The organism is Methylobacterium platani, from assembly GCF_001653715.1.
GTDB classification, from domain to species: domain Bacteria; phylum Pseudomonadota; class Alphaproteobacteria; order Rhizobiales; family Beijerinckiaceae; genus Methylobacterium; species Methylobacterium platani.
On record NZ_LWHQ01000010.1, the window covers coordinates 78,862 to 103,397 of the forward strand.

Consider the following 24,536-nt stretch of genomic DNA (forward strand, 5'->3'; position numbering starts at 1 on the left):
GTCGCGTGACGGTAAGCTTCAGGCCGCCGCCGACGGGTTGAAGACGACGTCGACCCAGTAGTTGGACCGGTTGTAGGACTGGGTCGGGAACAGGCTGGTGCTGCCATAGGCGAAGACGCCGTTGCCGCCCGACGAGTCGCTCGCCGGCGCGGTCAGCGATCCGCTCGTCACCGCGTTGGCGAAGCCGTTGGATGTCGTCGAGTAGCGGCCGGCATTGGTGTGGTAGGACGCCGTGTAGGTCGTGCCGGCGGTGAGGGCGACCGGGCTCGAGAAGGTCGCGGTCTGCCAGCCGCTCGCCGTCTCGTCGGTGAAGGTCGCGGTCGCCAGGGCCTGGCCGCTGCTCGACCACAGGGTCCCGGTATGGGTGCCGGTATCCAGGGTGCCCTTGTAGAACTTGATCGCGCTGACCGTGCCGGAGGTCGAGCTCTGGAACTTCACGCCCAGTTCCACCGGGCTGGTGTCGTTGGTGTTGGTCGTCGCCGGCGTGCCGGTCGGGAACAGGCTGACCGGGCCGGAGCCGGTGGCCGAGACGGTGAGGGCGACGCTGGCCGAGGCGGTGCCGCCGTGCCCGTCGGAGATCGCGTAGGTGAAGTTCGCCGCCCCCGTGAAGCCGGTGGTCGGCGTGAAGGTGACGGTCGCGTTGGTGGTGTTGAGCGTCGCGGTGCCGCCGGTTCCGCTGGTGACGCCCGTCACGGTGAGCGGGTCGCCGTTCGGATCGGTGTCGTTGGCCAGCAGCGTCGAGGTCGAGAAGGTGACGGGAGTGTTGCGCGTCACCGCCGGCCCGGTGTCGTTGTTCGCCGTCGGCGCCTGGTTGGCGGCGCTGCTGTTGGGATTGAAGACGACGTCGACCCAGTAGTTGGTGTTCTGGAAGGTCTGGGTCGGGAGGGTGCTGGTGGCGCCGTAGGCGTAGACGCCGTTGCCGGAGGACGGCGCGGTCAGCGGGCCGCTCGTGACCGGGCTGGCAAAGCCGTTGTTGGTCGTCGAGTAGCGGCCGGCATTGGTGTGGTAGGACGCCGTGTAGGTCGTGCCGGCGGTAAGGGTGACCGGGCTCGAGAAGGTCGCGGTCTGCCAGCCGCTCGCCGTCTCGTTGGCGAAGGTCGCGGTCGCCAGGGCCTGACCGGTGCTCGACCACAGGGTCCCGGTATGGGTGCCGGTATCCAGGGTGCCCTTGTAGAACTTGATCGCGCTGACCGTGCCGGCGGTCGAGCTCTGGAACTTCACGCCCAGCTCCACCGGGCTGGTGTCGTTGGTGTTGGTCGTCGCCGGCGTGCCGGTCGGGAACAGGCTGACCGGGCCGGTACCGGTGGCCGAGACGGTGAGGGCGACGCTGGCCGAGGCGGTGCCGCCGCGCCCGTCGGAGATCGCGTAGGTGAAGTTCGCCGCCCCCGTGAAGCCGGTGGTCGGCGTGAAGGTGACGGTCGCGTTGGTGGTGTTGAGCGTCGCGGTGCCGCCGGTTCCGCTGGTGACGCCCGTCACGGTGAGCGGGTCGCCGTTCGGGTCGGTGTCGTTGGCCAGCAGCGTCGAGGTCGAGAAGGTGACGGGAGTGTTCTGCGTCACCGCCGGACCGGTGTCGTTGTTCGCCGTCGGCGCCTGGTTGGTCGTCGTGCCGCCCGGATTGAAGACGACGTCGACCCAGTAGTTGGTGTTCTGGAAGGTCTGGGTCGGGAAGGCGCTGGTGGCGCCGTAGGCGTAGACGCCGTTGCCGGAGGACGGCGCGGTCAGCGGGCCGCTCGTGACCGGGCTGGCAAAGCCGTTGTTGGTCGTCGAGTAGCGGCCGGCATTGGTGTGGTAGGACGCCGTGTAGGTCGTGCCGGCGGTGAGCGCGACCGGGCTCGAGAAGGTCGCGGTCTGCCAGCCGCTCGCCGTCTCGTTGGCGAAGGTCACGGTGGCGAGCTTCTGGCCGCTGCTCGACCACAGGGTCCCGGTATGGGTGCCGGTATCCAGGGTGCCCTTGTAGAACTTGATCGCGCTGACCGTGCCGGCGGTCGAGCTCTGGAACTTCACGCCCAGCTCCACCGGGCTGGTGTCGTTGGTGTTGGTCGTCGCCGGCGTGCCGATCGGGAACAGGCTGACCGGACCGGTACCGGGCGGCGAGACGGTGAGGGCGACGCTGGCCGAGGCGGTGCCGCCGCGCCCGTCGGAGATCGCGTAGGTGAAGTTCGCCGCCCCCGTGAAGCCGGTGGTCGGCGTGAAGGTGACGGTCGCGTTGGTGGTGTTGAGCGTCGCGGTGCCGCCGGTTCCGCTGGTGACGCCCGTCACGGTGAGCGGGTCGCCGTTCGGGTCGGTGTCGTTGGCCAGCAGCGTCGAGGTCGAGAAGGTGACGGGGGTGTTCTGCGTCACCGCCGGCCCGGTGTCGTTGACCGCCGTCGGCGCCTGGTTGGTCGTCGTGCCCCCGGGATTGAACAGCACGTCGACCCAGAAATTGCTGTTCTGGAAGGTCTGGGTCGGGAAGGCGCTGGTGCTGCCGTAGACGAAGACGCCGTTATTGGTCGAGGCCGTCAGCGACCCGCTGGTGACCGGCGTGGTGAAGTAGCCGACATTGCTCGAATAATGGCCGCGGTCGGTATGGTAGGACGCCGTATAGGTCGTGCCCGGGCTGATCGTCACCGGTGTCGAGAAGGTGGCGGTCTGCCAGCCGTCGGTGGTCTCGCCGGTGAAGGTCGTGGTCGCCAGCTTCTGGCCGGTGCTCGACCACAGGGTCCCGGTATGGGTCCCCATGTCCTGGGAGCCCTTGTAGAAGCGGATGCCGCTGATCGTGCCGGCGGTCGAGCTCTGGAACTGGACGCCGAGCTCGATCGGATCGGTATCGGCGGTGTTGATCACCTGCGGCTTCGCCGAGCCGGAAAACAGCGTCTGGGCGGTCGGCGCCGTCACCGTGAGGGTCCGTCCGGCCGACGGGCTCTCCAAGTTGACGCTGTCGTCCGTCGCCCGGGAGCGGATCACGTAGGTGCCGCCGACTTGCGGCGCGAAGGTGTAGCTCCAGTTCTCGTCGCCCGTCGCCGCGCGCCAGGTCACGCCGTTGTCGGTCGAGACCTCGACGCCTGCGACCACGCCGCCGACGTCGCTCGCCGTCCCCGTGATGGTCACGGTCTTGAACGCCGCCACGGTGGTGCCGGCGCTCGGCGTGGTGATGGTCGAGGTCGGCGCGGTGCGGTCGGTCGAGGCGGTGGCGGGCTTCAGGTTGGGGTCGAGGGTTCCCGGCTGGATGCCCATGTCGGCCAGCAGGTTGACCATCGCCTGCTGGATCCGCGGGTCGGTCGGCGTCGCCTCGTTGTCGTGGTTGGCCGACAGGCCCCACGACCAGTAGACGCTGCCGGCGCCGAAGACGAGGGCGCCGCTCGGGGCGCGGTAGAGCGTCAGGCTGTGCGTCGCCGTACCCTTGCCGGTGGTGTTGCCGTAATCCTGGAGGTACGTCGTCTCGTCGACCGTGGTCGAGGACAGGCGCACCAGCCCGGCCGGCGCCGAGGCGTTGTCGGGCGCCTCGTCCCACTCGTAGCCGAGATAGTTCTTGTTGAGCGAGGCGGTCTGCCCCGGCTGCAGGTTGGCGACGCTGGTATTGCGCCAGAAGCGCAGGTTGGCGTCGTCGTAGGGCACCTGGATCGTGTCGAGGACGTAGGAATCGACCTGGAAGATCGTGCCCGTGAGGGCATTCTCGGGATTGTTGTTGCCGATCGTCCCGGCCGGCCCGCGGGGATCGCGGAAGGTGCCGGTCCATTGGTTGGTCGGGTCGAGGTCCTGGTTCGCCCCCCAGGTCTCCTTGTACGAGACCAGCGTGCGGTACGGCGTGGCGTCGCTGCTGATGCTGTTGGAGAACCGCGTGCGCCAGTAGACCTCGTTGCCGCTCCAGAACGACAGGTTGACGCCGGCGTCCCGCGCCGCCTCGACGTTGGTGCGCTGCTGGCCCGACCAGTACTCGTCGTGGCCGACGTCGAGATACATCTTGTGATTCTTGATCAGGGCGCCGTTGCGGTCGGCATCGACGCCCGACATGTACGAGACGTCGTAGCCGTTCTGCTCGAGCCACATGATCGCCGGGAACTCGGCGCCGTAGATGTAGTCCTGCGGACCGGCCGCGAGGCCGCCGCCGCGCGTGGTGATCGGGCGGTTGTAGCTCACCGCGTAGGCCCGGCCTCCACCCTGGCCGGTGGCCGGGCCGTTGCCGCCGTAGAAGTTGGCGCCGCCCCAGGGGTTGTAGGCCTGCCAGGTCTGGTCGGCGGTCTGGAAGATGACGTCGCTGCGGCTCGAATCGTCGCGGACGATGAACGGGATCTCGTTGACGCCCGCCGTCCCGTCCTGGCGCGTCAGCTTGGCGATGTAGACGCCCGAGACCGCGTCCGCCGGCACGCTCCACGACGCCGAGACCGACCAGTTGCCGGCATCGACGAGGCCGGTCGAGGCGTCGCGCAGGGGGGCGGGCTGGTTCTGCACCCCGGTATGCTGGATCGTGTCGATCTTGCGCGCGCCCAGGCCGCCGTAATAGCCGAGCCGGTAGATGTCGATCCGGTAGTTGTTCGAGTCGGTGTTGATCTTGAAGCTGACGGTGTTGCCGACGTTCGTGCTGATGTCGGTGGCGAAGCCCTCGATGTTGCTGTCGCCGGCGCCGTCGATGCCCCACTCGCTGACCGGGTTGCCGGTCTTCTGGTTCTCGAGAACGATCTTGTTCGCGGTGGTGGCGGCCGTCGTGCCGGTGCTCGTGGTGGCCAGCGACGTGGTCGCGAAGCTGGTGGCGGGCTTCTGCGCGGCGACCGCCGTGGTGATCGGGCCGCTCAGGGTCGCGATCTGGGTCTTCGACGGACCGGCCGCGGCGGTCTCCGCCCCGCCGGGCAAGGTGGTGGCGGCGCCCATCGGCGCGCCGCTGCCGTAGCCGGGCAGCTGCCCGTTCGACGACAGGATGCTGCTCGCCCCCATTTCGAGGATGCGGGACGGGCAGTTCACGTAACCGCAGGTGCCGCAGCAGAACGCCACGTTCTGCGCCGCCGCCGCCGAGCCCGGGGTGATCGCGAGGTCCTTGATGGTCTGGGCCGGGGCCGTCGTGTCGGGCAGGCCGCTCGAGCCGACCGGCGCGGCGGCGATCAACGCGGCGACCTTGCCGGCGGCGCCCGCCTCCTCCGTCGAGTCCGCGCCTGCAGGAACCTGCTCGGCCGGAGCCGGGACCCCGGACGATGCATTGCTGCCGGCCTGAACGGGATTGAACGTCGAATCGACGGTCGTCTCGTCCGAATAAAGCATGGCATCTGCTTTCGACAGGAAGGATTCGCAGTGGACGTCACTGTCACATTGGAGACTGCATTGTGGAAGGAGCCTTAGGCCGGCTGCGCACACAGCCTTTCGAGGTGGGCGAGAGCGGGTGCCTACGCCTTTCGGCGATGTTTCGGGCGCGGCCGGTCCGCGCTTTGAATCGGCAATCTTTGCCGCCGGCGCGACGCCGCATCACTCCGTGACGGGAGCGGCTCTGCAAGTCTTCGGGTGTATCGGATGCCGCCTGTTCTTCGAACCGCCAATCCACGCCTCCGGCATGACTGCATGGTGGGCGAGGGTGATCTGCCCGGCGGTCCGGCCCGGCGCAGTCGACCGACAGCTTCGCTGCGCTGAGCCGGCGGAAACATCACCGCTCGCGAAAGGGCGTGCCATTTCGGGACGATCATTCATCTTGAGTACGGATGGAAAGCTGAGCTGTTGGACAGCGGCATGGACCGGTCGGCACCCCGCCAATACGGCCGAGTTGCTGCATTGCGCCAATACGCGGAGAGTTGTCGCGGCAGATCACTTGGCCGGTCGACCTGCAGCTGCTGCTTCGCCCGCCATTCACTCGCCGATCCTTCCACGGACGAATCGGCGAATCACGCGCTCGCGCGCATTCGGCACAGGATTATTTGAACAAGTATCGACAAGACTACGATTATTAACCCAGGCTTGACAGGCAAGCATTGCTACTTATTTTCTGCGTTGCGCATCGGATCGGGCCCCGGACGGGCCCGGATCTTCTCGCGATGATGCATTGCTGCCGCCGCGTCCTGCGGTCCGGCTGCCTTTCCATAGAACCGGAAGTGATACATGGCTTATGAAACGGTCGCGCAGCCTTTTGCGCCGAGCAGCATTTGGAACACCCCGATCGGGTCCAGTGCCCAGTTCCAGGCCGCATCCGGAGCGCAGACCGCCTCCATCCAGCATCAGGCCGGTGTGAACACCTGGATCGGCCAGGACGCGATTCCGATCTACCAGGCCAAGTCGACCGACCCGATGGCGACCTGGAGCTTCGAAGGCCGCGCCACCAACACCGACTGGACCTTCGGCGGCCCGTCGTCGAACGGCACGTTCCAGATGCGGACGCCGACCGACCTGCAGTTCAAGACCGGTGACGGCTGGGCGATCATCGTCTCCGAGGACGGCCAGCACTACATCGAGACCTGGCTCGGCGCGAAGACCGGCGCCAACAGCTACCACGCCACCTACCTGGCCGAGAACACCGTGACGGGTGACGGCATCGCCAACGTGCCGGGCGCGCACGAGGGCATCCGCGCCGCCGGCATGTCGCTGATGGGCGGCGTGGTGCAGAAGTCGGACCTCGATGCGGGTCACATCGACCACGCCGTCGCGATGGCGATCGCCACGACCCAGGCCGGCAGCCAGAGCACGCCCTACGTCTGGCCGGCGACCACCGCCGACAGCAACACCAGCGGCTACTCGGGCAGCATCCCGCTCGGCTCGCTGTTCGCGATCCCCAAGGACGTCGACCTGACGAAGATCGGCATCACGACCTCCGAGGGCATGGCGCTGGCCAAGGCCTACCAGAACTACGGCGGCTACGTCACCGACACGTCCGGCCCGAACACGATGCAGCTCGCCTACCTCGAGCAGGGCGTCAGCCAGAGCCAGGCCGACAACCTGTTCAAGGACATGAACGCGATCCGCTCGCACCTCGAGCTGGTCACGAACAACACCGCCGCGACCCCGGCCGGCGGCGGCGACCACACGGTGACCGGCACCACCACCACGACGGCCCCCGCCCCGACGACGACCGCACCCGCGACGACGACGACGACGGCGCCGGCCACCACCACGACGACCGGCAGCACGGCGCAGCCGAGCGTCAGCCTCGGCAGCGGCTCCGACCAGCTGCTCCTGAAGATCAGCCAGGACGCCCTCTGGGGCGACGCCAAGTACACGATCTCGGTCGACGGCAAGCAGATCGGAGGGGTCCAGACCGCTCATGCCCTGCACGGCTCCGGCCAGTCGGACCTGATCTCCGTGCGCGGCGACTGGGCCCAGGGCAACCACGACGTCGCGGTGAACTTCATCAACGACGTCTGGGCCGGCCAGGGCCGCGGCGACCGCAACCTCTACGTCGACAGCGCCACCTATCACGGCCAGGACGTGGCGGGCGCCCATCTCAGCCTGATGAACAACGGCGCCCAGCACTTCACCTTCCACGACTACCTCGTCTGAGGATCGTGACGCCCCGCCCGCCGGTCCGTGGACCGGCGGGCGGGGTCCCGTACCGGCGGCGTCCCCGCCGGCACACCATCCCCCGCATCGACGCGCCGCCGCCGCCGTCCGAGCCCTCCGGGCCCGCCGGCGGCCGCCGCGCGCCGCCACACGGAGCCCGCCATCCCGTGACCGTCACCGCCCCCCGCCCGACGCGGCCCGATTCCCTCCGGCGCGCCTGCGCCGCCGCCCTCGACATCGCCGGGCCGGCCCTGCGCCGCCTGCGCGCCGAGATGCCGTCCGCCGGAGAGGGCGCCCCCGCCGCTCCCGGCGAGGGCCTGCGGCACGACGCGCTCGCCGCCTTCGGCCTCGGGCGGTCCCGGGCCGGCTCGGCCCCGCCGATCGTCGCGGCCCTGGCGCAGCTGCGCCACGTCGTCATCGGCGTCGCGGTGCTCAGCGGCGCCGTCAACCTGCTGGCGCTCGCCGGCTCGTTCTACATGCTCGAGGTCTACGACCGGGTGATCCCGAGCCGCAGCGTGGCGACGCTGGTCGGCCTCAGCCTGATCGTGCTGGTGCTCTATCTCGGCCAGGGCTTCTTCGACCTGATCCGGTCGCGCCTGCTCCTGCGGGCGGGCCGGGCCTTCGACGAGGCGCTGAGCCGGCGGGTCTTCCGCGCCATCGTGACCCTGCCTCTGCGCGGCCGGCCCGAGGCCGACGGCCTGCGGCCGATGCGCGACCTCGACCAGATCCGCTCCGCGCTGGCGGGCGGGGGCCCGGGCGCGCTGTTCGACCTGCCCTGGGTCCCGGTCTATCTCGGCCTGCTCTTCGCCTTCCACGTCTGGATCGGGCTCACCACCCTCGTCGGCGCGCTGGCGCTCGTCGGCCTGACGATCCTGGCCGAGGTCCTCACCCGCCACCATGCCCGCGACGCCCGCGAGGCGGCGGCGGCCCGCGGCTTCGTCGCCGAATCGAGCCGGCGCAACGCCGAGACGGTGCGGGCGCTGGGCATGGAGCCCGACCTCGCCGGCCTGTGGGCCCGGGTCAACGCCGCCTCGCACGCCACCCAGGAGCGCACCGCCGAGATCACCGGGGCGATCCACAACGCCTCGAAGGTGCTGCGGGTGGTGCTGCAATCGGCGGTGCTCGGCGTCGGCGCCTTCCTGGTGATCCGCCAGGAGGCCACCGCCGGCGTCATCATCGCCGGCTCGATCCTCAGCGCCCGGGCGCTGGCGCCGATCGATCAGGCGATCGGCTACTGGAAGACCTTCTCCGCCGCCCGCGAGTGCTGGCGCCATCTCGGCGCCGCCCTCGAGGCCGCCGGCGCGGAGCCCGAGGGCCTGTCCCTGCCGGCGCCGTGCCGGACCCTGACCGTCGAGCAGGCAAGCGTCGCCCCGCCCGGAAGCCAGCGCCTCACCGTCCTCGACGTCGGCCTGACGCTGCAGGCCGGGCAGGGGCTCGGCATCGTCGGCCACAGCGCTTCGGGCAAGTCGTCGCTCGCGCGCCTCCTCGTCGGGATCTGGGCCCCGTTCCGCGGGGTGGTGCGCCTCGACGGCGCCCGCCTCGACCAGTGGCGGCCCCACGAGCTCGGCCGCCACGTCGGCTACCTGCCCCAGGAGGTCGAGCTGTTCCCCGGCACGGTGGCGGCCAACATCGCGCGCTTCCGGCCCGGCGCCGAGGCCGAGGGAATCATCGCGGCCGCCAAGGCCGCCCGGGTCCACGACCTGATCCTGGGGCTGCCGGAGGGCTACCAGACCCAGATCGGCGAGCGCGGCGCGCTGCTCTCGGCCGGCCAGCGCCAGCGTCTGGCGCTCGCCCGCGCGCTCTACGGCGACCCCTTCCTGGTGGTGCTCGACGAGCCGAACGCCAATCTCGACCAGGAGGGCGAGGCCGCCCTCACCGAGGCGATCGCCGGGGTGCGGGAGCGCGGCGGCATCGTGGTGGTGATCGCCCACCGGCCGAGCGCGCTCGCCGCCCTCGACCAGGTGATGGTGATGGCGCATGGCCGCGTCCAGGCGCTCGGCCCCCGCGACGAGATCCTGCCGACCCTCACCCGGCCGCGCGCGATGCCCGCCGCCCCGTCGGGATTCGCCGCCGGCTTCGTTCCTTTGAGCCTCAAGGTCGCCCAGGGAGGGCGTTCGTGATGAACCCGATCAGCCCCGAGGCCCGCATCGCGCCCGCGACCCAGGCCTCGATCCGCCGCCACCTGCTGGCGAGCGCGGTCGGCGGCGCGCTGCTGTTCGTCGGCGCCGGCGGCTGGGCCGCCACGGCGGAATTCTCCGGCGCCGTCGTCACCGCCGGCACGCTGGTGGTCGAGTCCGACGTCAAGAAGGTGCAGCACCCGACCGGGGGCGTCGTCGGCGAGCTCCGGGTGAAGAACGGCGACCGGGTCGCGGCCGGCGACGTGCTGCTGCGCCTCGACGAGACGGTGCTGCAGGCCAACCTCGCCATCGTCACCCGCTCGATCGACGAATCGACCGCCCGCCGGGCCCGCCTCGACGCCGAGCGCGACGGGGCCGCCGACGTGACCTTCCCGGCCGAGCTGGCCGCCCGGGCCGCCGACCCGGTGGTCGCCGGGCTGATGAACGGCGAGCGCCGGCTGTTCCAGACGAGGGCTAGCGCCCGCGAGGGCCAGAAGTCCCAGCTCGCCGAGCGGGTCGGCCAGCTCGACGAGCAGATCCGCGGCCTCGACGAGCAGATCGCCGCCAAGGTCCGGGAGATCGTCCTGATCGAGCGGGAGCTCGGCGGCGTGCGCGACCTGTGGGAGAAGAAGCTGGTGCCGATCCAGCGGGTGAGCGCGCTCGAGCGCGACCTCGCGCGGCTGGAGGGCGAGAAGGGGACGCTGGTCTCGACCATCGCCCAGGTGCGCGGCCGGATCACCGAGACGCGGCTGCAGATCCTGCAGATCGACCAGGACCTGCGCACCGAGGTCGGCAAGGAGCTGGCCGAGATTCGCAGCAAGATGTCGGAATACGCCGAGCGGCGCATCACCGCCCAGGATCAGCTCAAGCGCGTCGAGATCCGCGCGCCGCAGGACGGGCTGGTGCACCAGCTCGCGGTCCACACCGTGGGCGGCGTGGTGGCGCCGGGTGCCGAGATCATGCAGATCGTGCCGACCGCCGATCACCTGACCGTCGAGGCGAAGCTCGCGCCCCAGGACATCGATCAGGTCCATCTCGGCCAGGTGGCGTCGCTGCGGTTCTCGGCCTTCAACCAGCGCACGACGCCGGTCGTCACGGGCGCAGTGTCGCGGATCTCGCCCGATCTGACCATCGACCCGCGCACCGGCCAGGGCATGTTCACCACCCGCGTCTCGGTCCCGGACAGCGAGCTGAAGCGCCTCGGCGCGGTGAAGCTCAGCCCCGGCATGCCGGTCGAGGCCTTCATCCAGACGGAGAGCCGCACGGTGCTGAGCTTCTTCATCAAGCCGCTCGCCGATCAGGTCGCCCGGGCGTTCCGGGAGAAATGAGCCCGGAGTGGCCAGGGCCGGCAGAAGCGAGGACCGGGAGAGGCGAGGGCGAGAAGGCCCGTCCCGCGAGGGACGGGCCTTCTCGCATGTTCCGTCAGCCCCCGATCGCGCCGGAGGCGCCGATCACGGCCACCACCAGCCCGCAGGCCAGGACGCCGATCATCGCATAGGTGATGGTCTTCAGCATCGTCGGTCTCGATGTGTCGGGTTGGTCGTTGCCCGCCGCGGGAGGCGCTGGGAGCATTCCCCGGCAGCAAGCGGCTCCATCGTAGAACGACGAACCCAGCGGAAGGTTCACCGCATCGCACCAATCCGGCGGGCGCGATCGAGGCGGGAACGTCGGAATGTGCGGCGGCGCACGTCGATGGTCCGGTGACGACCGGGATTCACGCGGCAGAACCCTTCCCGGTCGTGGGGGAGGGTTCCGATACGAGCCTTCACGAAGGGCGGTGTCGTCGAGGGGCGCTTACGCCGCCTCGCGCGACAGCTTGATGGTCTCGCGCTGGATCAGGTCGCGGTAGAACCCGTCGAGATGGACCAGCCGGTCGGGCGAGCCGTCCTGGATCACCTGGCCGCCGTCGAGCACGACGATCCGGTCGAAATCCTTCAGGGTCGAGAGCCGGTGCGCGATGGCGATGGTGGTGCGGCCCTTCATCAGATTGCCGAGCGCCTCGCGGATCGCCTCCTCCGACTCGGTGTCGAGGGCCGAGGTGGCCTCGTCGAGGAGCAGGATCGGCGAGTCCTTGAGGATGGCGCGGGCCACCGCGATGCGCTGGCGCTGGCCGCCCGAGAGTTTCACGCCGCGGTCGCCCACGATGGTGTCGAAGCCGCCCGGCAGGTCGTTGATGAAGTCGGTGCAGCGCGCGGCTTCCGCCGCGGCCCAGACCTCCTCGTCGGTGGCCTCGGGCCGGCCGTAGCGGATGTTCTCGCGCAAGGAGCGGTGGAACAGCGAGATGTCCTGCGGCACGACCGTGATCGCCTCGCGCAGGGATTCCTGCGTGACCCGGCCAATATCCTGGCCGTCGATCAAGATGCGGCCGTTCTGCGGGTCGTAGAAGCGCTGCAGCAGGGTGAACAGGGTCGACTTGCCGCCGCCGGAGCGGCCGACGAGGCCGACGCGCTGGCCGGGCTGGATGTCGAGGTCGAAGCTGCCGAACACCTCGCGGCCGTCCGGATAGTTGAACTTGACCTTCTCGAACGTGATGCGGGCGCCCTCGCCGACGAGGGGCTTCGCCTCCGGGTGGTCGCGCAGGTCGTGGGGCTGCAGCAGCGTGCGCAGGGCCTCCGACAGGCGGGCGGTGTGCTGGGTGACGTCGACGAGGGCGACCGCGAGGTCGCGGGTCGCGGCGAGGATCGTGATCCCGAGGGTGCAGACCAGCACCACCTGGCCGGCGGTGGCGGCGCCCGCCTGCCACATCTTGATCGCCCAGAACAGGAGACCCAGCACCGCCACGACGGTGATCAGGGCGTGCATGATCCGCAGGCGCTCGAGGTAGAGGAGCGAGCGGCTGCGCGCCTTCATCTCGGTGCCGATGGTCTGGTCGAAGCGGGCGAATTCGCGCTTGTAGGCCGAGAAGGCGCGCACGAGCGGCATGTTGCTGACGAGATCGACCATCTCGCCGTCGACCGAGGCGGCCTTCTCGGCGAAGTCGTGGTGCAGCGGCTTGCCGGCGGCGGCGATGCGGAACATCAGCACCACCACGCCGCCGCAGATGACGAGCAGGCCGAGCGCCATCGGCACGCTGACGCTGCCGACGTAGAGGATCGCCCCGAACGCCGCCGCGCAGGGCGGCATCACGTTCCACACGAACATGTTCTCGGCGGTGAAGATCGCGTTCGAGGTCGCCGTGATGCGGCTTGCCAGCGTGCCGGGCTGCCGGTCCGCGAAATAGGACGGCGAGTGGCCGGTCAGGTGCTGGAACAGGTCGCGCCGCACGTCGCCGGTGACCTTCACGAAGGTGAAGCTGGCGATCAGGCTCGCCACCCGCCACAGCATGTTGTCGGCCGCGATGAAGCAGACCAGGACGGTCAGCGCCGGCCAGATCAGGGTGTTGTTCTCGGGGCCCTTGCCGAGGGCGTCGACGACGCCCTTCAGGCCGTATTGCGTGCTGACCGAGCAGGCCACGGCGCCGAGCACCGCGACCAGGATGGCCGCGTGGGGCACGATGCGGCGGCGCAGGTAGCGGGCCACGAAGGCCCAAGGCCGGTTGGCGTACGCGCAGAGGTCATCCATCGTGGCGATCGATCCCGGTTCTTCGCACGCGTGCGGCCCACGGTCGGGAGAGAGGCGGGATGCAAGAACCCCGCCGCATGCTCTCCGTGCTCCCCCGCAGGCCCCACCCGCTTCTCGCAACGCGCAAGCGTCACCTTATGTTGCAGGCGAATGGTGCTGCCTGCGATGTAATCCGCCGTTCCTGAACGGGAGTTGAGCGGCGTTGCACCGCACACCGGTTTCGCACCGGGCCCCGCCTCGTCATGCGTCCCGCGCCCGCCGGGTCTCCGGCATGATGAGGACGACGACGGCGAGTGCCGCGAACGCGACCCCGGCCAGGCCCAGGAAGGCGGCGTGGGAGCCGAAATGGTCGGCCATGTAGCCAGACAGCGTCGTGCTCGCCGCGGCGCCCAGGCCCATCGCGGTGCCGACGGCCCCGAGCGCCATGTTGAAGCGGCCGGTGCCCCGGGTGCAGTCGGCGACGATCAGCGGCACCATCACGCCGAGCACCGCCGCCGAGATGCCGTCGAAGACCTGCACGGCGACGAGCAGCTCGGGCGCGTCCGTGTAGGCGAACAGCAGGCCGCGGATCGGCAGCGCCGCGAAGCCGATGATCAGGAGCGGGCGCCGCCCGTAGGCCTGGGCCGCCCGGCCGACCGAGGGCGCGATCAGCGCCATCACCATCTGGGGGGCCATGATGCAGGCGGCGATCAGGATCGTGGCGGTCTGGCTCGCCCGCACCGTGAGCACGCTGCCGACGAGCGGCAGCATCGCCGCGTTGGCGACGAAGAACAGGGTGATGCAGGCGGCAAAGCACAGGAGCGCCCGATTGGTCACGAGGAGCTTCAGGCTCGCCCAGCCGCCCGGCGCCGCGCCGCCGTCGGGCGCCTGCGGCCGCACCGTGTCGATCTCGCTCGCGCGCACGAAGTACAGGGCGGCCAGCGTCGGCACCGCCAGGGCGGCGGTGACGTAGAACACCGCCTCGCTCGACAGGTAGTAGCCGCAGGCGCCCATGCCGGCGGCGGCGAGCGCGTTGCCGATCGAGGAGAAGCGGGCGTTGCGCCCGAGCCGCTCGCCCAGGCCCGCATGCCCGACGAGGCCGAGGCTGATCGCGGCGATCGCCGGCGTGAGGGTGCAGCTCGCGATCGAGTGCGCCGCCATCGCCAGCGCCACGATCAGGAAGGTCGGGAACAGGGCGAGGCCGGCGGCGGACGCGCCGATCACCGACACCGACAGGGCGGCGACGAAGCGCTTGGAGGTCACCCAGTCGACGAAGGCGCCGCCGGGCACCTGCCCGAACAGGCTGAACAGGCCGCCGATGGTCAGCACGAGGCCGATATCGGACTGGGTCCAGCTCTGCGAGGTGAAGTACACCGCCACGAACGGCCCGAAGCCGGTCTGCAGGTTGGCGACGCAGAACGTGAAGGCGTCGAGGCCGCGGGTGCTGGCGAGCGAGGGCGCCGGCTTCTCGCGCCGCCGCCCCGCCGAGCCGCCGGCCCGCTCCCGCACCGGGTCGCGGGCCGGATCCTGGCGGGGATCCGGCCGCATCTCGGCGCGCGGCAGGTCGCGGTCGCGATGGGCGAGGAGGCGGCGCTGGGCCGGGCGCGGTCGCGTCATTTGTCCGGTGGGGTGCGCGACGCGGCCTGGTCGGCGTCGGGGGCGGGCGCCGGGGACGGTGCGGCCGACACCGGAGGCGGGGCGGGCGCCGCGACCGGCGGCGCGGCCGGAGCGGAGGCGGCGGGCGAGGCGGTGGCAGGAGCCGGGGCCGGGCCGGCGGGCCCGAGCACCACGATCGGGTCGCCGGGCTTGTATTCCGGCGAGACCCGCACCTGGTTGCGGTTGAGCTGCAGCACCGCCCGGCCGGGCTTGTTGTCGGCCGAGAAGTGCAGGGCGCGCCAGTCGACGGCGATCTTGCGCGAGCCGACGCCGAGGAAGCCGCCGAAATCGATGATCGCCGCGCGGGGGCGGCCGTCCTTGTCGACGATGATGTCGATGATCCGGCCCATATCCTCGCCGGCGACGCTGCGCACCGGCTTGCCGAGGACGCCGTCGTAATCCTGGGTGTCGAGCACCGTGGCCGGGGTGCCGGGCGGGATCGCCGGCGCCTGCGCGGCGGGTGCCTGGTTCGCCGGGGCCTGGGCCGCGGGCGCTTGAGGCTGGGCCGCAGGCGCTTGGGTCTGGGCCGCGGGCGCTTGAGGCTGCTGGGCCGCCGGCGCCGGGGGCTGCGCCGCGTTCGGCTGAGGCTGCGCCGCGGGCGCCTGGGAGGCGGGGGGCTGAGCCGCGGGCGCCGTCGGGGCGGGAATCGCGGCCGGGGGCTTCTGCGCGTCCGCGGGCGCCGAGCCCTGCTGCGCCTGCGCCGCCGTGACGGCCGAGAGCGCGGCAAGGGCCGTCAGGAGCGTCCGGAGGGTTCCGGGCAGGATTCCGGGCAAGCAGGCCTCTCGCAGCGTCACACGAAGCGTTCTCCCGGCAACCGCCGCGGGGGCCGGCGGTTCCGGAGGGGAGCGGTCCGGATGGGGGAGGAACGCGGCGAAGTTGTGGGGGCGGGGCGGCAGGGGCAGCCGGGCGGGCGCGTCACCGCCACGGTCGAGCCGTCGAGCAGACATCGTGGGCCTCCGGGGCAGGCGCGGCGGCCCGCCCGAGCATCGGTCGTCGGGTGGTCGCGGCGGCGGGCCTTGCGCCCGGCGGGCATCCGGGCCCGCACCGCGGGACCACCCACAGTGCGGTGCACCGGGCGGGGTTGTCCAGGCGGATGCCCCGCCGCGCCGCGCTTTCCCGGGGAGTGTTGTTCCGCCATACGGGCGGCTGGCGGCGGCGGGTGGGCGGCGCTACATCGCGGACGGTCCTCCGCACGATCCCGTCCCGCGATCACGCCCGAGAAGCTGCCCGATGCCCGCGTCCCCCCTCCGCCTCGGCGTCAACGTCGATCACGTCGCCACCCTGCGCAACGCCCGCGGCGGCACGATGCCGGACCCGGTGCGGGCGGCCCATGCGGCGGTCGCGGCCGGGGCCGACGGCATCACCGCCCACCTGCGCGAGGATCGCCGCCACATCCGCGACGCCGACGTCGAGCGGCTGATGCGCGAGGTCGACCGGCCGCTCAACCTCGAGATGGCGACGACCGCGGAGATGCTCGGCATCGCCCTGCGCCTGAAGCCCCGCGCCGCCTGCCTGGTGCCGGAGAAGCGCGAGGAGCGCACCACCGAGGGCGGGCTCGACATCGTCGGCGGCCGCGAGCACCTCGGCCCCTTCATCGCCCGCCTCAACGAGGCGGGGATCCGGGTCTCGCTGTTCGTCGAGCCCGAGATCCACGTGATGGAGGCCGCCCGCGCCCTGGCCGCCCCCGTGGTCGAGCTGCATACCGGCACCTACAGCGAGGCGGTGATCTCGGGCGATGCAGGCCGCATCCGAGCCGAGCTCGCCCGCCTCGCCCGCGCGGCCGAGCACGGCCACGCCCTCGGGCTCGAGATCCATGCCGGCCACGGCCTCACGGTCGGGAATGTCGGGCCGGTGGCGGCGCTGCCGCAGGTGCGCGAGCTCAATATCGGCCACGCGCTCATGGCCGAGGCGATCTTCGACGGGCTCGATGCCGCGATCCGCGCGATGCTCTCCGCGATGGAGAAGGGCCGCGCCGGGAGCCCCGCATGATCGTCGGCATCGGCTCCGACCTCTGCGACATCCGCCGCATCGAGCGCTCGCTGGAGCGCTTCGGCGACCGCTTCACCCACCGGGTCTTCACCGAGGGCGAGCGCGCCCGCAGCGACCGGCGCGCCGCCCGCGCGCCCTCCTACGCGCGACGCTTCGCCGCCAAGGAGGCCTGCTCCAAGGCGCTCGGCACCGGCATGAGCCACGGGGTGTTCTGGCGCGACATGGAGGTGGTGAACCTCCCCGGCGGCCGCCCGACCCTGCATCTGACCAACGGCGCGGCCGAGCGCCTCGCCGCCCTGATGCCGCCGGGCCACCGTCCGGTGGTCCACGTGACGCTCACCGACGATCCGCCGCTCGCCCAGGCCTTCGTCGTCATCGAGGCCTTGCCGGATCTTCGACCGGATCTTGAGCCGGATCTCGGGCCCGAGACCTGACGGCTCCTGCGGCAGCGATTCGCCGGTCCCCGCGCCACTGCGTTGCGGGCGGGCAAACGTTGGTCTAGACCCCCCGCACCGCGCAAACAGCCGGCCGCGTGCCCTCGGCGGGTGCCCAGGCGATAGCTGCACGGACCGCCGGAGAGAATGAGCATGGATCGCGCACGCACGGACCAGGACCTGAAACGCGGCAAGGATGCCGGCCTCTGGGACTCGATCAAGGAGACCGTCAAGGTCGGCGTCCAGGCGCTGCTGATCGCCCTCGTGGTCCGCACGCTGCTGTTCCAGCCGTTCAACATCCCGTCCGGCTCGCTGATCCCGACCCTGCTGATCGGTGACTACCTCTTCGTCTCGAAATACTCCTACGGCTACTCCAAGTACTCGCTGCCGCTGAGCGAGTACCTGCCGATCGAGGCCAACGGGCGGATCTGGGGCGCCATGCCGAAGCAGGGCGACATCGCGGTGTTCAAGCTGCCGAAGGACAACGCCACCGACTACATCAAGCGGGTGATCGGGCTGCCGGGCGACCGGATCCAGGTGATCGAGGGCGTGCTCAACATCAACGGCCGGCCGGTCAAGCGCGAGCGCATCGCCGACTACTCGACCACCGACGCCTTCGGCCAGCCGACCCTGGTGCCGCAATACCGCGAGACCCTGCCCAACGGCGTCACCCACGAGATCATCGAGCGCGACGGGGACCGCGGCCTGTGGGACAACACCCAGGTCTACACCGTGCCGCCGAACCACTTGTTCATGATGGGCGACAACCGCGACAACTCCACGGATTCCCGCGACCTCGGCAATGTCGGCTACGTGCCCTACGAGAACCTGATCGGCCGGGCCGAGGTGATCTTCTTCTCGATCGACGAGGGCGCCGCCGCCTGGCAGATCTGGAACTGGCCGTGGACGGTGCGCTGGAACCGGCTGTTCAAGCCGATCCACTGACGGGAGTCCAAGAGCGTGACCGACGCCGACGCCGCTACGCCGCAGGCCGATCCGCCCGTCTCCGGAGCGGGCGACGCCCCGCCGCGGCGCAAGCGCGGGATGCGGCGCCGGCCCGACCTCTCGGTGCTGGAGGAGCGCATCGGCCACCGCTTCGCCGACCGCGACCTCCTGGTGCAGGCGCTCACCCACGTGAGCGCCACCAACGGCCGGGGCAGCTACCAGCGCCTCGAGTTCCTCGGCGACCGGGTGCTCGGGCTGGCGGTCGCGGACGGGCTCTACAACGCCCTGCCCGGTGCGGACGAGGGCGACCTGTCGCGGCGCCTGTCGAGCCTGGTGCGGCGCGAGAGCTGCGCCACGGTCGCCAATGCCTGGGAGGTCGGGCCGCACCTGAACCTCGGCGGCGGCGAGGTTCATGGCGGCGGGCGCCGCAACGCGGCGATCCTCGCCGACGTCTGCGAGGCGATCCTGGGCGCGGTCTTCCTCGATGCCGGCTACGACGCCGCCAAGGCGGTGATCGACCGCGCCTTCGAGGCCGACCGCCAGACCGAGGGGACGCGCAGCCGCGACCCGAAATCGGCCCTCCAGGAATGGGCGCAGGCGCAAGGGTGGCCGACGCCGACCTACGTGGTGGTGGAGCGGGCCGGGCCCGATCACGCGCCGCAATTTCGCATCGAGGCCCGGGTCACCGGCGTCGCGCCCGGCATCGGCATCGGCGGCTCGAAGCGCCTCGCCGAGCAGACGGCCGCGCGCGCGCTGCTGGTGCGTGAGGGGCTGTGGACCGGGGACGAGCCCGGGGAGCAACCAGAATGATCGACGACACCATACCCGAACCCGACGACGACGGCCCGCTCCCGGGCGCTCCCGCCGACGCCGCCGTCACGGACACCGCTCCCAAGGACACCGCTCCCAAGGACACCCGCGCGGGCTTCGTCGCCCTGATCGGCGTGCCGAATGCCGGCAAGTCGACCCTGCTCAACAGCCTCGTCGGCACCAAGGTGTCGATCGTCTCGCGCAAGGTGCAGACCACCCGGGCGCTGGTGCGCGGCATCGCCATGGAGGGGAACGCGCAGATCGTCCTCGTCGACACCCCCGGGATCTTCGCGCCCAAGCGCCGCCTCGACCGGGCGATGGTGACCTCGGCCTGGAGCGGCGCGGCGGATGCCGACGCGGTCTGCCTGCTCATCGACGCGCGGAAGGGCGTCGACGAGGAGGTCGACGCGATCCTCAAGCGGATGCCGGAGCTCAAGCGCCCGAAATACCTGGTGCTCAACAAGATCGATCTGATCGCGCGCGAGAAGTTGCTGGCGCTGGCCGCCTCGCTCAACGAGCGGGTCCCGTTCGAGCGCATCTTCATGATCTCGGCGCTGACCGGCGACGGGGTCGACGACCTGCGCCGCGAGCTCGCCGGCCGGATGCCGCCGAGCCCCTGGCTCTATCCCGAGGACCAGGTCTCCGACGCGCCCCTGCGGATGCTCGCCGCCGAGATCACCCGGGAGAAGATCTACGACCGCCTGCACGAGGAGCTGCCCTATTCCTCGACCGTCGAGACCGACCAGTGGCAGGTGCGGCCCGACGGCTCGGTCCGGATCGAGCAGACCATCTTCGTCGAGCGCGAGAGCCAACGGAAGATCGTGCTGGGCAAGGGCGGGCAGACCATCAAGGCCATCGGCCAGGCCGCCCGGATCGAGATCGCCGAGGCGGCGGAGGCGAAGGTCCACCTGTTCCTGTTCGTGAAGGTGCGGGAGAACTGGGCCGACGATCCCGAGCGCTATCGCGAGATGGGCCTGGAATTCCCGCGCGGCTGACGTGACCGACCCGATCTCCGCCCGGCCGGGCGTCTACGGCCACCCGCCCGCCGACCTCGCCGCCGTCCCGGACGGCGCGGTGCAGTTCTCGCCGCTGGTGCCCGGCGGCGCCGCCCTGGAGGAACTGGCCGAAAGGTCGCTCCCCGGCCTGACCATGCTGGCCCCGCCCGGCACCCTGGAGCGCCGCCACGTCCTGGCGCTGGCCTTGCGTGCGCTTGCGCCCGGCGCGAGCCTCACGGTGCTCGCGCCGAAGGACAGGGGCGGGTCGCGGCTCGCCCGCGAATTGTCCAGCTTCGGCTGCCGCCTCGACGAGAGCGCGAAGAGCCACCACCGCATCGTCCGGACCGTGCGGCCCGACGCGCCGACCGGGCTCGACGAGGCGATCGCCGAAGGCGCGCCGCGGCGCGACGACGGTCTCGGCCTGTGGACGCAGCCCGGCATCTTCTCGTGGAACCGGATCGATCCCGGCACCGCCCTACTGATCGAGACGATGCCGCCCCTGTCCGGGCGCGGCGCCGATCTCGGCTGCGGCCTCGGCATCCTCGCCCACGCGGTCCTGGCCTCGCCCAAGGTGACGGCGCTCGCCCTCGTCGACAACGATCGTCGGGCGGTCGAGGCGGCGCGGCGCAACGTCGGGGATCCCCGCGTCACGGTGACGTGGGCCGATGCCCGCGCCGCCGATGCGGTGCCCGAGCGCCTCGACTTCGTGGTGATGAACCCGCCCTTCCACGATGGCGGCGCCGAGGACCGGACCCTCGGCCAGGCCTTCATCCGCCGCGCCGCCGCGGCCTTGCGGCCGGGCGGGACGCTCTGGCTCACCGCCAACACCCATCTGCCCTACGAAGCGACGCTGGGCGAGGTGTTCAAGGAGGTGACGCAGCGGGCATCGGCCCACGGCTACAAGATCCACGAGGCGCGCAAATGAGCCGCGAGCGATGAGCGCGAAGGCGAAGGTGGCGTCGGTCCGGCTCGACCGGCTGCTCGCCAATCTCGGCTACGGCTCGCGCCGCGAGATCCAGATGCTGGCCCGCGCCGGCAGAGTGGTGCTCGACGGCGCCCCCTTGCGCGACGCCGACCAACGCATCGCCCTGGATCCGGACCTGCCGGCCCGCCTCACCGTCAGCGGCAAAGCCCTCGACCCGCTGCCGGGGCTCGCCCTGATGCTGCACAAGCCGCTCGGTGTCACCTGCTCGCACAAGGAGGCGGGCGCGCTGGTCTACAGCCTGCTGCCGCCGCGCTGGCGCCGCCGCGAGCCGCCGCTCTCGACGGTGGGCCGCCTCGACAAGGAGACTTCGGGGCTGCTGCTGCTGACCGATGACGGCGCGCTCTTGCACCGGATCATCTCGCCGAAGGCCAGCGTCTCGAAGCGCTATCAGGTGACGCTCGACCGCCCCCTGCGTGGCGACGAGGGCGCGATCTTCTCCTCCGGCACGCTGATGCTGGAGGGCGAGGAGAAGCCGCTGCTGCCGGTCACCCTGGAGGTCCATGGCCCGACGAGCGCCGCCGTGACCCTGACGGAAGGGCGCTACCACCAGGTCCGGCGGATGTTCGCGGCTGTGGGGAACCACGTCACGGCGCTGCACCGGGATCGGGTCGGGGCGTTGGACCTGCCGGTCGACCTGGAGCCCGGGCAGTGCCGGGTGATGGGGGAAGGGGATGTGGCGCGGGTGTTTGGCGACGGATAATAATTTGATTACATAATTTAATTTTCCAGTATTCTAATTTTGATTATATCCAAAATCTCCTCTAGTCAACAGCGCTTCTTTCCAGTGAGATTCGCGTTCGAGGATGATTTTGTCTTCTGTTCGATAGGGCCAGGTTTCTAGCAACGTCATGCGAAAATGTTCGCGGGCATAAGATATGCCTCTTTCGGCTGTTAGATTGACTAGGGCTGCGTTCCATCCGTGGCCGGTTGCTACATAAACCGACCAGCGCGACCATATGCCGACATCGTTGTATGCCGATCCAACGTATTTCTTTCCAGTGTTCTTATCGACGATAAAATAAATGCCTTTCACATTTTGCAGGGCTGTTTTCCAATCCAAGCGGTCAGTCTTGATAATTGTTTCTAATGCAGTAAAATCCAAAACTACGTTATCGAACCCGTTGAATGGGGCGCCTGAATATGGTTCTTTCGATATTTCAGCTATGCTAATTTTTTCTATGAGATTTTCGAGGCGGAATGATTTGCCTCGCCCAATTTCGAGGTGAATTTTTAATCGTCCAATTAGCTCGGAGCCTCGATCACAGGATGCAATTGTATAAGTCGGCCCGGCTGTTGGCTGCCTCGCAATTACCTCGAATATACCACCAAAGAGCCAGATCCAACGCTCTTGATAAAAATCGATGAATGAGATGATATACCGGCGATTGAAATCATCCTTCTGTCCCCGCCACCTGTTCCATTCAATCCAATCCTCTCTGTCGCGGGTGAAGACATCAAGCGGCTGATGCTCACCGTTCCATCGGGCAGCATGAAATTTGTAGTCTGACAAAACATCAATATCAAAAATTGATTGAATATTTAGGGGCATTTGCAATCTCTGCACATCATTTTATGGCTGGAATTTTTGGAACGCTCGGAGTCAAAAAGCAGTGAAATACGTTGACGTGCCTCAAGGCGAAGACTGTGGAAGTTCACCTCGCCTGCCGACCCGCTGGCTTTGCCCAGATCCCATGCCCGCTGCAGCCGATTCATTATCTCGGCCTGAGTCGGCTGCCTAACGCTTTTCACGTCCTCCACGACGACCTCTCGCTTTAGGTTGCGCGCCGATTGACGATCATAGTCGACGCGCTCCGCTTAGACTAGCCGCTCCTTCACCCCAGCGTCGTCAAATCCTGAAACCAGTGCTGCGCCTGCGTATACCCCTTCACCTTCCCCGACAGCGCGTGCGGGTTGGTGTCGTGCACGACCCAGACCTGCACCGCGTCGTCGACCACGATCTCGTGGATGCGCGCCAGCATCCGGTCCTGCTCGGCCGGGTCGAAGCTCGCCCGTACCGCGTCGCAGAGCCGGTCCACCTCCGGGTTGCGGTAGTGGCTCCAGTTCACGCCGGTCGGCGCGACCTGCTTCGAATCGTAGAAGCGCAGGATGGCGTAGAGCGGGTCCGAGGTGACGTAGGCGATGTTGCTGCCGGTGACGCCCTTCAGCGACGGGTCGGCGGCGCCCTGGCGCCAGGCGGTGTAGGCGACTTCCAGCTCGACCGCCCGGAACTCCACCGAGATCCCGACCTCGGCCCACGCCTGCTGCACGAACTCGTTGATCGGCAGCGACAGCATCTGGCCCGAGCCACCGGTCGGGATGATGAAGGTCGTCCGCAGCGGGTTCCGGACCGAGTAGCCCGCCTCCTCCACCAGCTTGCGCGCCTGATCGACGTCGGTCCGAATCGTGAAGCCCGGCTTGCCGAACCATGGGCTCGACGGCTGCACCTGCCCGACGGCCGGCGTCGCGAGGCCGCCCATCAAGGCCGCGACGCCGTCGCGGTCGATCGCGAGGTTGGCGGCCTTGCGCAGGCGCAGGTCGCGCCACGGGCTGCCCTCCAGCATCGACAGGTGGTAGTTCCAGACATGCGGCGTGTCGTTGCCGACGACCCGCATGCCGGCGCCCTTGAGCCGCGGCACCGCGTCGGGGGCGGGCAGCTCGATCAGGTCGGCATTGCCGGAGAGCAGCGCGTTCGCCCGCGCCAGGTCCTCCGGGATGCAGGCGAGCGTCAGCTTCGCGAGGCGGGGCATCCGCTTGGCGTTCCAGTAGGCCTCGTTCGGGACGAGATCCAGGCGCACCCGCGGCACCAGGGCGGCCAGCCGATAGGGGCCGGTGCCGGAGGGCTGGAACGCGAACTTCGTCCAGTCGCGCCCGACCGCCTCGTACTGCGCAGGCGACGAGATCAGGAACCACAGCATCTGGTAGGGAAACAGCGCGTCGACCGCCTTGGTGGTGACCTGGACGGTCATGGCGTCGAGCTTCCGGTACGACGCCACCGAGGGCAGGCGCGGGCGCACCTGCGAGGCCTGGCGCTGGTCATAATGCGGCGCCTTGGCATCCAGAACCTTGTCGAAGTTCCAGATCACCGCGTCGGCGTCGAACGCCGACCCGTCGTGGAATCTCACGCCGTCGCGCAGGCGGAAGACCCAGTTGCGGCGGTCGGCCGGATCGCTCTCCCACGAGGTCGCGAGGCCCGGCACCAGCTGGCCCGGCCGGTCGGCGACGTCGAGCTCCCAGGCGACCAGGGGATCGTAGAGGGTGAGACCGGTGAACTGGTAGCCGCCCGCGCCCCGGTCGGGCTGGCCGGTGGTGAGCGGCAGGTCGAACAGCGAGATCCCGTAGGTGAGTTGGCCGGCAGGCTTGCCCGCCGCTCCGGCTGGGGCCGTCCCTTGCGCGAGCGCGGTGCCGGTGGGCCCGAGCGCCGCGAGAGCGGACGCTCCGGCGAGCCACTGGCGGCGCGAGAGGGAGGCGTGACGCATCGAGGAACCCCGGGATGGCGCGGCCCGTCCGGCCGCGTGACGCAGCTGACGTCTGCAAGAGGCGTGCAAGGAGCGCGCAAGGGCGCGGGATCCGGCGAGCGACCGCCGGGTCACCGTCGAGACAGTCGCATAAAGACATCTTT

16 protein-coding genes are annotated in these 24,536 nt (G+C 70.0%); 10 read left to right on the forward strand and 6 right to left on the reverse strand.

All coding sequences use genetic code 11. The features are described 5' to 3' along the window. Positions 1 to 18: 18 nt before the first annotated feature. The gene (locus tag A5481_RS05065; RefSeq protein ID WP_245298622.1) at positions 19 to 5,229 is read right to left on the reverse strand and encodes a DUF4082 domain-containing protein; all 5,211 of its coding nucleotides are present in this window, start codon (positions 5,227 to 5,229) and stop codon (positions 19 to 21) included. Between the two features lie 951 nt (positions 5,230 to 6,180). On the opposite strand from A5481_RS05065, the gene A5481_RS33265 reads away from it, so the two are divergent. The 3 genes from A5481_RS33265 (at position 6,181) to A5481_RS05080 (ending at position 10,891) form a co-directional block, all read left to right on the forward strand. Then, the gene (locus tag A5481_RS33265; protein ID WP_048432933.1) at positions 6,181 to 7,446 is read left to right on the forward strand and encodes a carbohydrate-binding domain-containing protein; all 1,266 of its coding nucleotides are present in this window, start codon (positions 6,181 to 6,183) and stop codon (positions 7,444 to 7,446) included. Between the two features lie 272 nt (positions 7,447 to 7,718). Then, positions 7,719 to 9,566, forward strand: a complete 1,848-nt coding sequence (locus tag A5481_RS05075; protein WP_082173514.1) for a type I secretion system permease/ATPase — start codon at positions 7,719 to 7,721, stop codon at positions 9,564 to 9,566. Then, positions 9,566 to 10,891 (forward strand): HlyD family type I secretion periplasmic adaptor subunit, encoded by a 1,326-nt coding sequence (locus A5481_RS05080; RefSeq protein ID WP_048436719.1) that lies wholly within the window; start codon positions 9,566 to 9,568, stop codon positions 10,889 to 10,891. Before A5481_RS05075 ends, A5481_RS05080 begins: the two co-directional genes overlap by 1 nt. Positions 10,892 to 11,357: 466 nt before the next feature. Here the strand turns inward: A5481_RS05080 and A5481_RS05085 are convergent, their stop codons facing one another. The 3 genes from A5481_RS05085 to A5481_RS35120 form a co-directional block, all read right to left on the reverse strand. Next, the gene (locus tag A5481_RS05085; protein ID WP_064503807.1) at positions 11,358 to 13,124 is read right to left on the reverse strand and encodes an ABC transporter ATP-binding protein; all 1,767 of its coding nucleotides are present in this window, start codon (positions 13,122 to 13,124) and stop codon (positions 11,358 to 11,360) included. Positions 13,125 to 13,364: 240 nt separating this feature from the next. Next, complete coding sequence (locus A5481_RS05090) at positions 13,365 to 14,720, reverse strand: MFS transporter (RefSeq protein ID WP_064503808.1); 1,356 nt, start codon at positions 14,718 to 14,720, stop codon at positions 13,365 to 13,367. After that, positions 14,717 to 15,532, reverse strand: a complete 816-nt coding sequence (locus tag A5481_RS35120; protein WP_245298623.1) for a PRC-barrel domain-containing protein — start codon at positions 15,530 to 15,532, stop codon at positions 14,717 to 14,719. The genes A5481_RS05090 and A5481_RS35120 overlap by 4 nt, the downstream gene beginning before the upstream one ends. 457 nt (positions 15,533 to 15,989) lie before the next feature. Here A5481_RS35120 and A5481_RS05100 point away from each other — a divergent pair, with 457 nt between their 5' ends. The 7 genes from A5481_RS05100 to A5481_RS05130 all read left to right on the forward strand — a co-directional run bounded on the left by A5481_RS05100 (position 15,990) and on the right by A5481_RS05130 (position 21,617). Further along, positions 15,990 to 16,748 (forward strand): pyridoxine 5'-phosphate synthase, encoded by a 759-nt coding sequence (locus A5481_RS05100; protein ID WP_048437565.1) that lies wholly within the window; start codon positions 15,990 to 15,992, stop codon positions 16,746 to 16,748. After that, entirely contained in the window at positions 16,745 to 17,182 is a 438-nt protein-coding gene (gene acpS, locus A5481_RS05105; RefSeq protein ID WP_048437564.1) for a holo-ACP synthase, read from the forward strand. Before A5481_RS05100 ends, acpS begins: the two co-directional genes overlap by 4 nt. A 153-nt stretch (positions 17,183 to 17,335) precedes the next feature. Next, positions 17,336 to 18,127, forward strand: coding sequence for a signal peptidase I (gene lepB / locus A5481_RS05110; RefSeq protein WP_048437563.1), 792 nt, complete (start codon positions 17,336 to 17,338; stop codon positions 18,125 to 18,127). Positions 18,128 to 18,226: 99 nt separating this feature from the next. Then, positions 18,227 to 18,937 carry a ribonuclease III gene (gene rnc / locus A5481_RS05115; RefSeq protein WP_048437567.1) on the forward strand — a complete coding sequence of 237 codons (711 nt, stop codon included), beginning with the start codon at positions 18,227 to 18,229 and terminating at the stop codon, positions 18,935 to 18,937. Further along, on the forward strand, positions 18,934 to 19,932 hold the full coding sequence (gene era, locus A5481_RS05120) for a GTPase Era (RefSeq protein WP_048437562.1): 999 nt from the start codon (positions 18,934 to 18,936) through the stop codon (positions 19,930 to 19,932). The genes rnc and era overlap by 4 nt, the downstream gene beginning before the upstream one ends. Before the next feature lies 1 nt (position 19,933). After that, a complete protein-coding gene (locus A5481_RS05125) occupies positions 19,934 to 20,857 on the forward strand; it encodes a class I SAM-dependent methyltransferase (RefSeq protein WP_048437561.1) in 924 nt (307 codons plus the stop codon). A 10-nt stretch (positions 20,858 to 20,867) separates the two neighbouring features. Then, positions 20,868 to 21,617, forward strand: a complete 750-nt coding sequence (locus tag A5481_RS05130; protein ID WP_082173630.1) for a pseudouridine synthase — start codon at positions 20,868 to 20,870, stop codon at positions 21,615 to 21,617. Positions 21,618 to 21,650: 33 nt separating this feature from the next. Here the strand turns inward: A5481_RS05130 and A5481_RS32145 are convergent, their stop codons facing one another. Together A5481_RS32145 and A5481_RS05135 are read right to left on the reverse strand one after the other, a co-directional pair. Further along, positions 21,651 to 22,466, reverse strand: a complete 816-nt coding sequence (locus A5481_RS32145) for a GIY-YIG nuclease family protein (protein WP_082173629.1) — start codon at positions 22,464 to 22,466, stop codon at positions 21,651 to 21,653. Between the two features lie 283 nt (positions 22,467 to 22,749). Continuing rightward, positions 22,750 to 24,393 carry an ABC transporter substrate-binding protein gene (locus A5481_RS05135; protein ID WP_048437560.1) on the reverse strand — a complete coding sequence of 548 codons (1,644 nt, stop codon included), beginning with the start codon at positions 24,391 to 24,393 and terminating at the stop codon, positions 22,750 to 22,752. Between the last annotated feature and the right edge of the window lie 143 nt (positions 24,394 to 24,536).

Excerpts from the sequence above, each read along its gene's own strand:
- rnc (WP_048437567.1), top strand. The coding sequence starts at position 18,227 with ATGCGGCGCCGGCCCGACCTCTCGGTGCTGGAGGAGCGCATCGGCCAC.
- A5481_RS05075 (WP_082173514.1), top strand. The coding sequence starts at position 7,719 with ATGCCGTCCGCCGGAGAGGGCGCCCCCGCCGCTCCCGGCGAGGGCCTG.
- acpS (WP_048437564.1), top strand. The coding sequence starts at position 16,745 with ATGATCGTCGGCATCGGCTCCGACCTCTGCGACATCCGCCGCATCGAG.
- lepB (WP_048437563.1), top strand. The coding sequence starts at position 17,336 with ATGGATCGCGCACGCACGGACCAGGACCTGAAACGCGGCAAGGATGCC.
- A5481_RS32145 (WP_082173629.1), bottom strand. The coding sequence starts at position 22,466 with ATGCCCCTAAATATTCAATCAATTTTTGATATTGATGTTTTGTCAGAC.
- A5481_RS05080 (WP_048436719.1), top strand. The coding sequence starts at position 9,566 with ATGAACCCGATCAGCCCCGAGGCCCGCATCGCGCCCGCGACCCAGGCC.
- era (WP_048437562.1), top strand. The coding sequence starts at position 18,934 with ATGATCGACGACACCATACCCGAACCCGACGACGACGGCCCGCTCCCG.
- A5481_RS05130 (WP_082173630.1), top strand. The coding sequence starts at position 20,868 with ATGAGCGCGAAGGCGAAGGTGGCGTCGGTCCGGCTCGACCGGCTGCTC.
- A5481_RS05090 (WP_064503808.1), bottom strand. The coding sequence starts at position 14,720 with ATGACGCGACCGCGCCCGGCCCAGCGCCGCCTCCTCGCCCATCGCGAC.
- A5481_RS05065 (WP_245298622.1), bottom strand. The coding sequence starts at position 5,229 with ATGCTTTATTCGGACGAGACGACCGTCGATTCGACGTTCAATCCCGTT.
- A5481_RS05135 (WP_048437560.1), bottom strand. The coding sequence starts at position 24,393 with ATGCGTCACGCCTCCCTCTCGCGCCGCCAGTGGCTCGCCGGAGCGTCC.
- A5481_RS05100 (WP_048437565.1), top strand. The coding sequence starts at position 15,990 with ATGCCCGCGTCCCCCCTCCGCCTCGGCGTCAACGTCGATCACGTCGCC.
- A5481_RS05085 (WP_064503807.1), bottom strand. The coding sequence starts at position 13,124 with ATGGATGACCTCTGCGCGTACGCCAACCGGCCTTGGGCCTTCGTGGCC.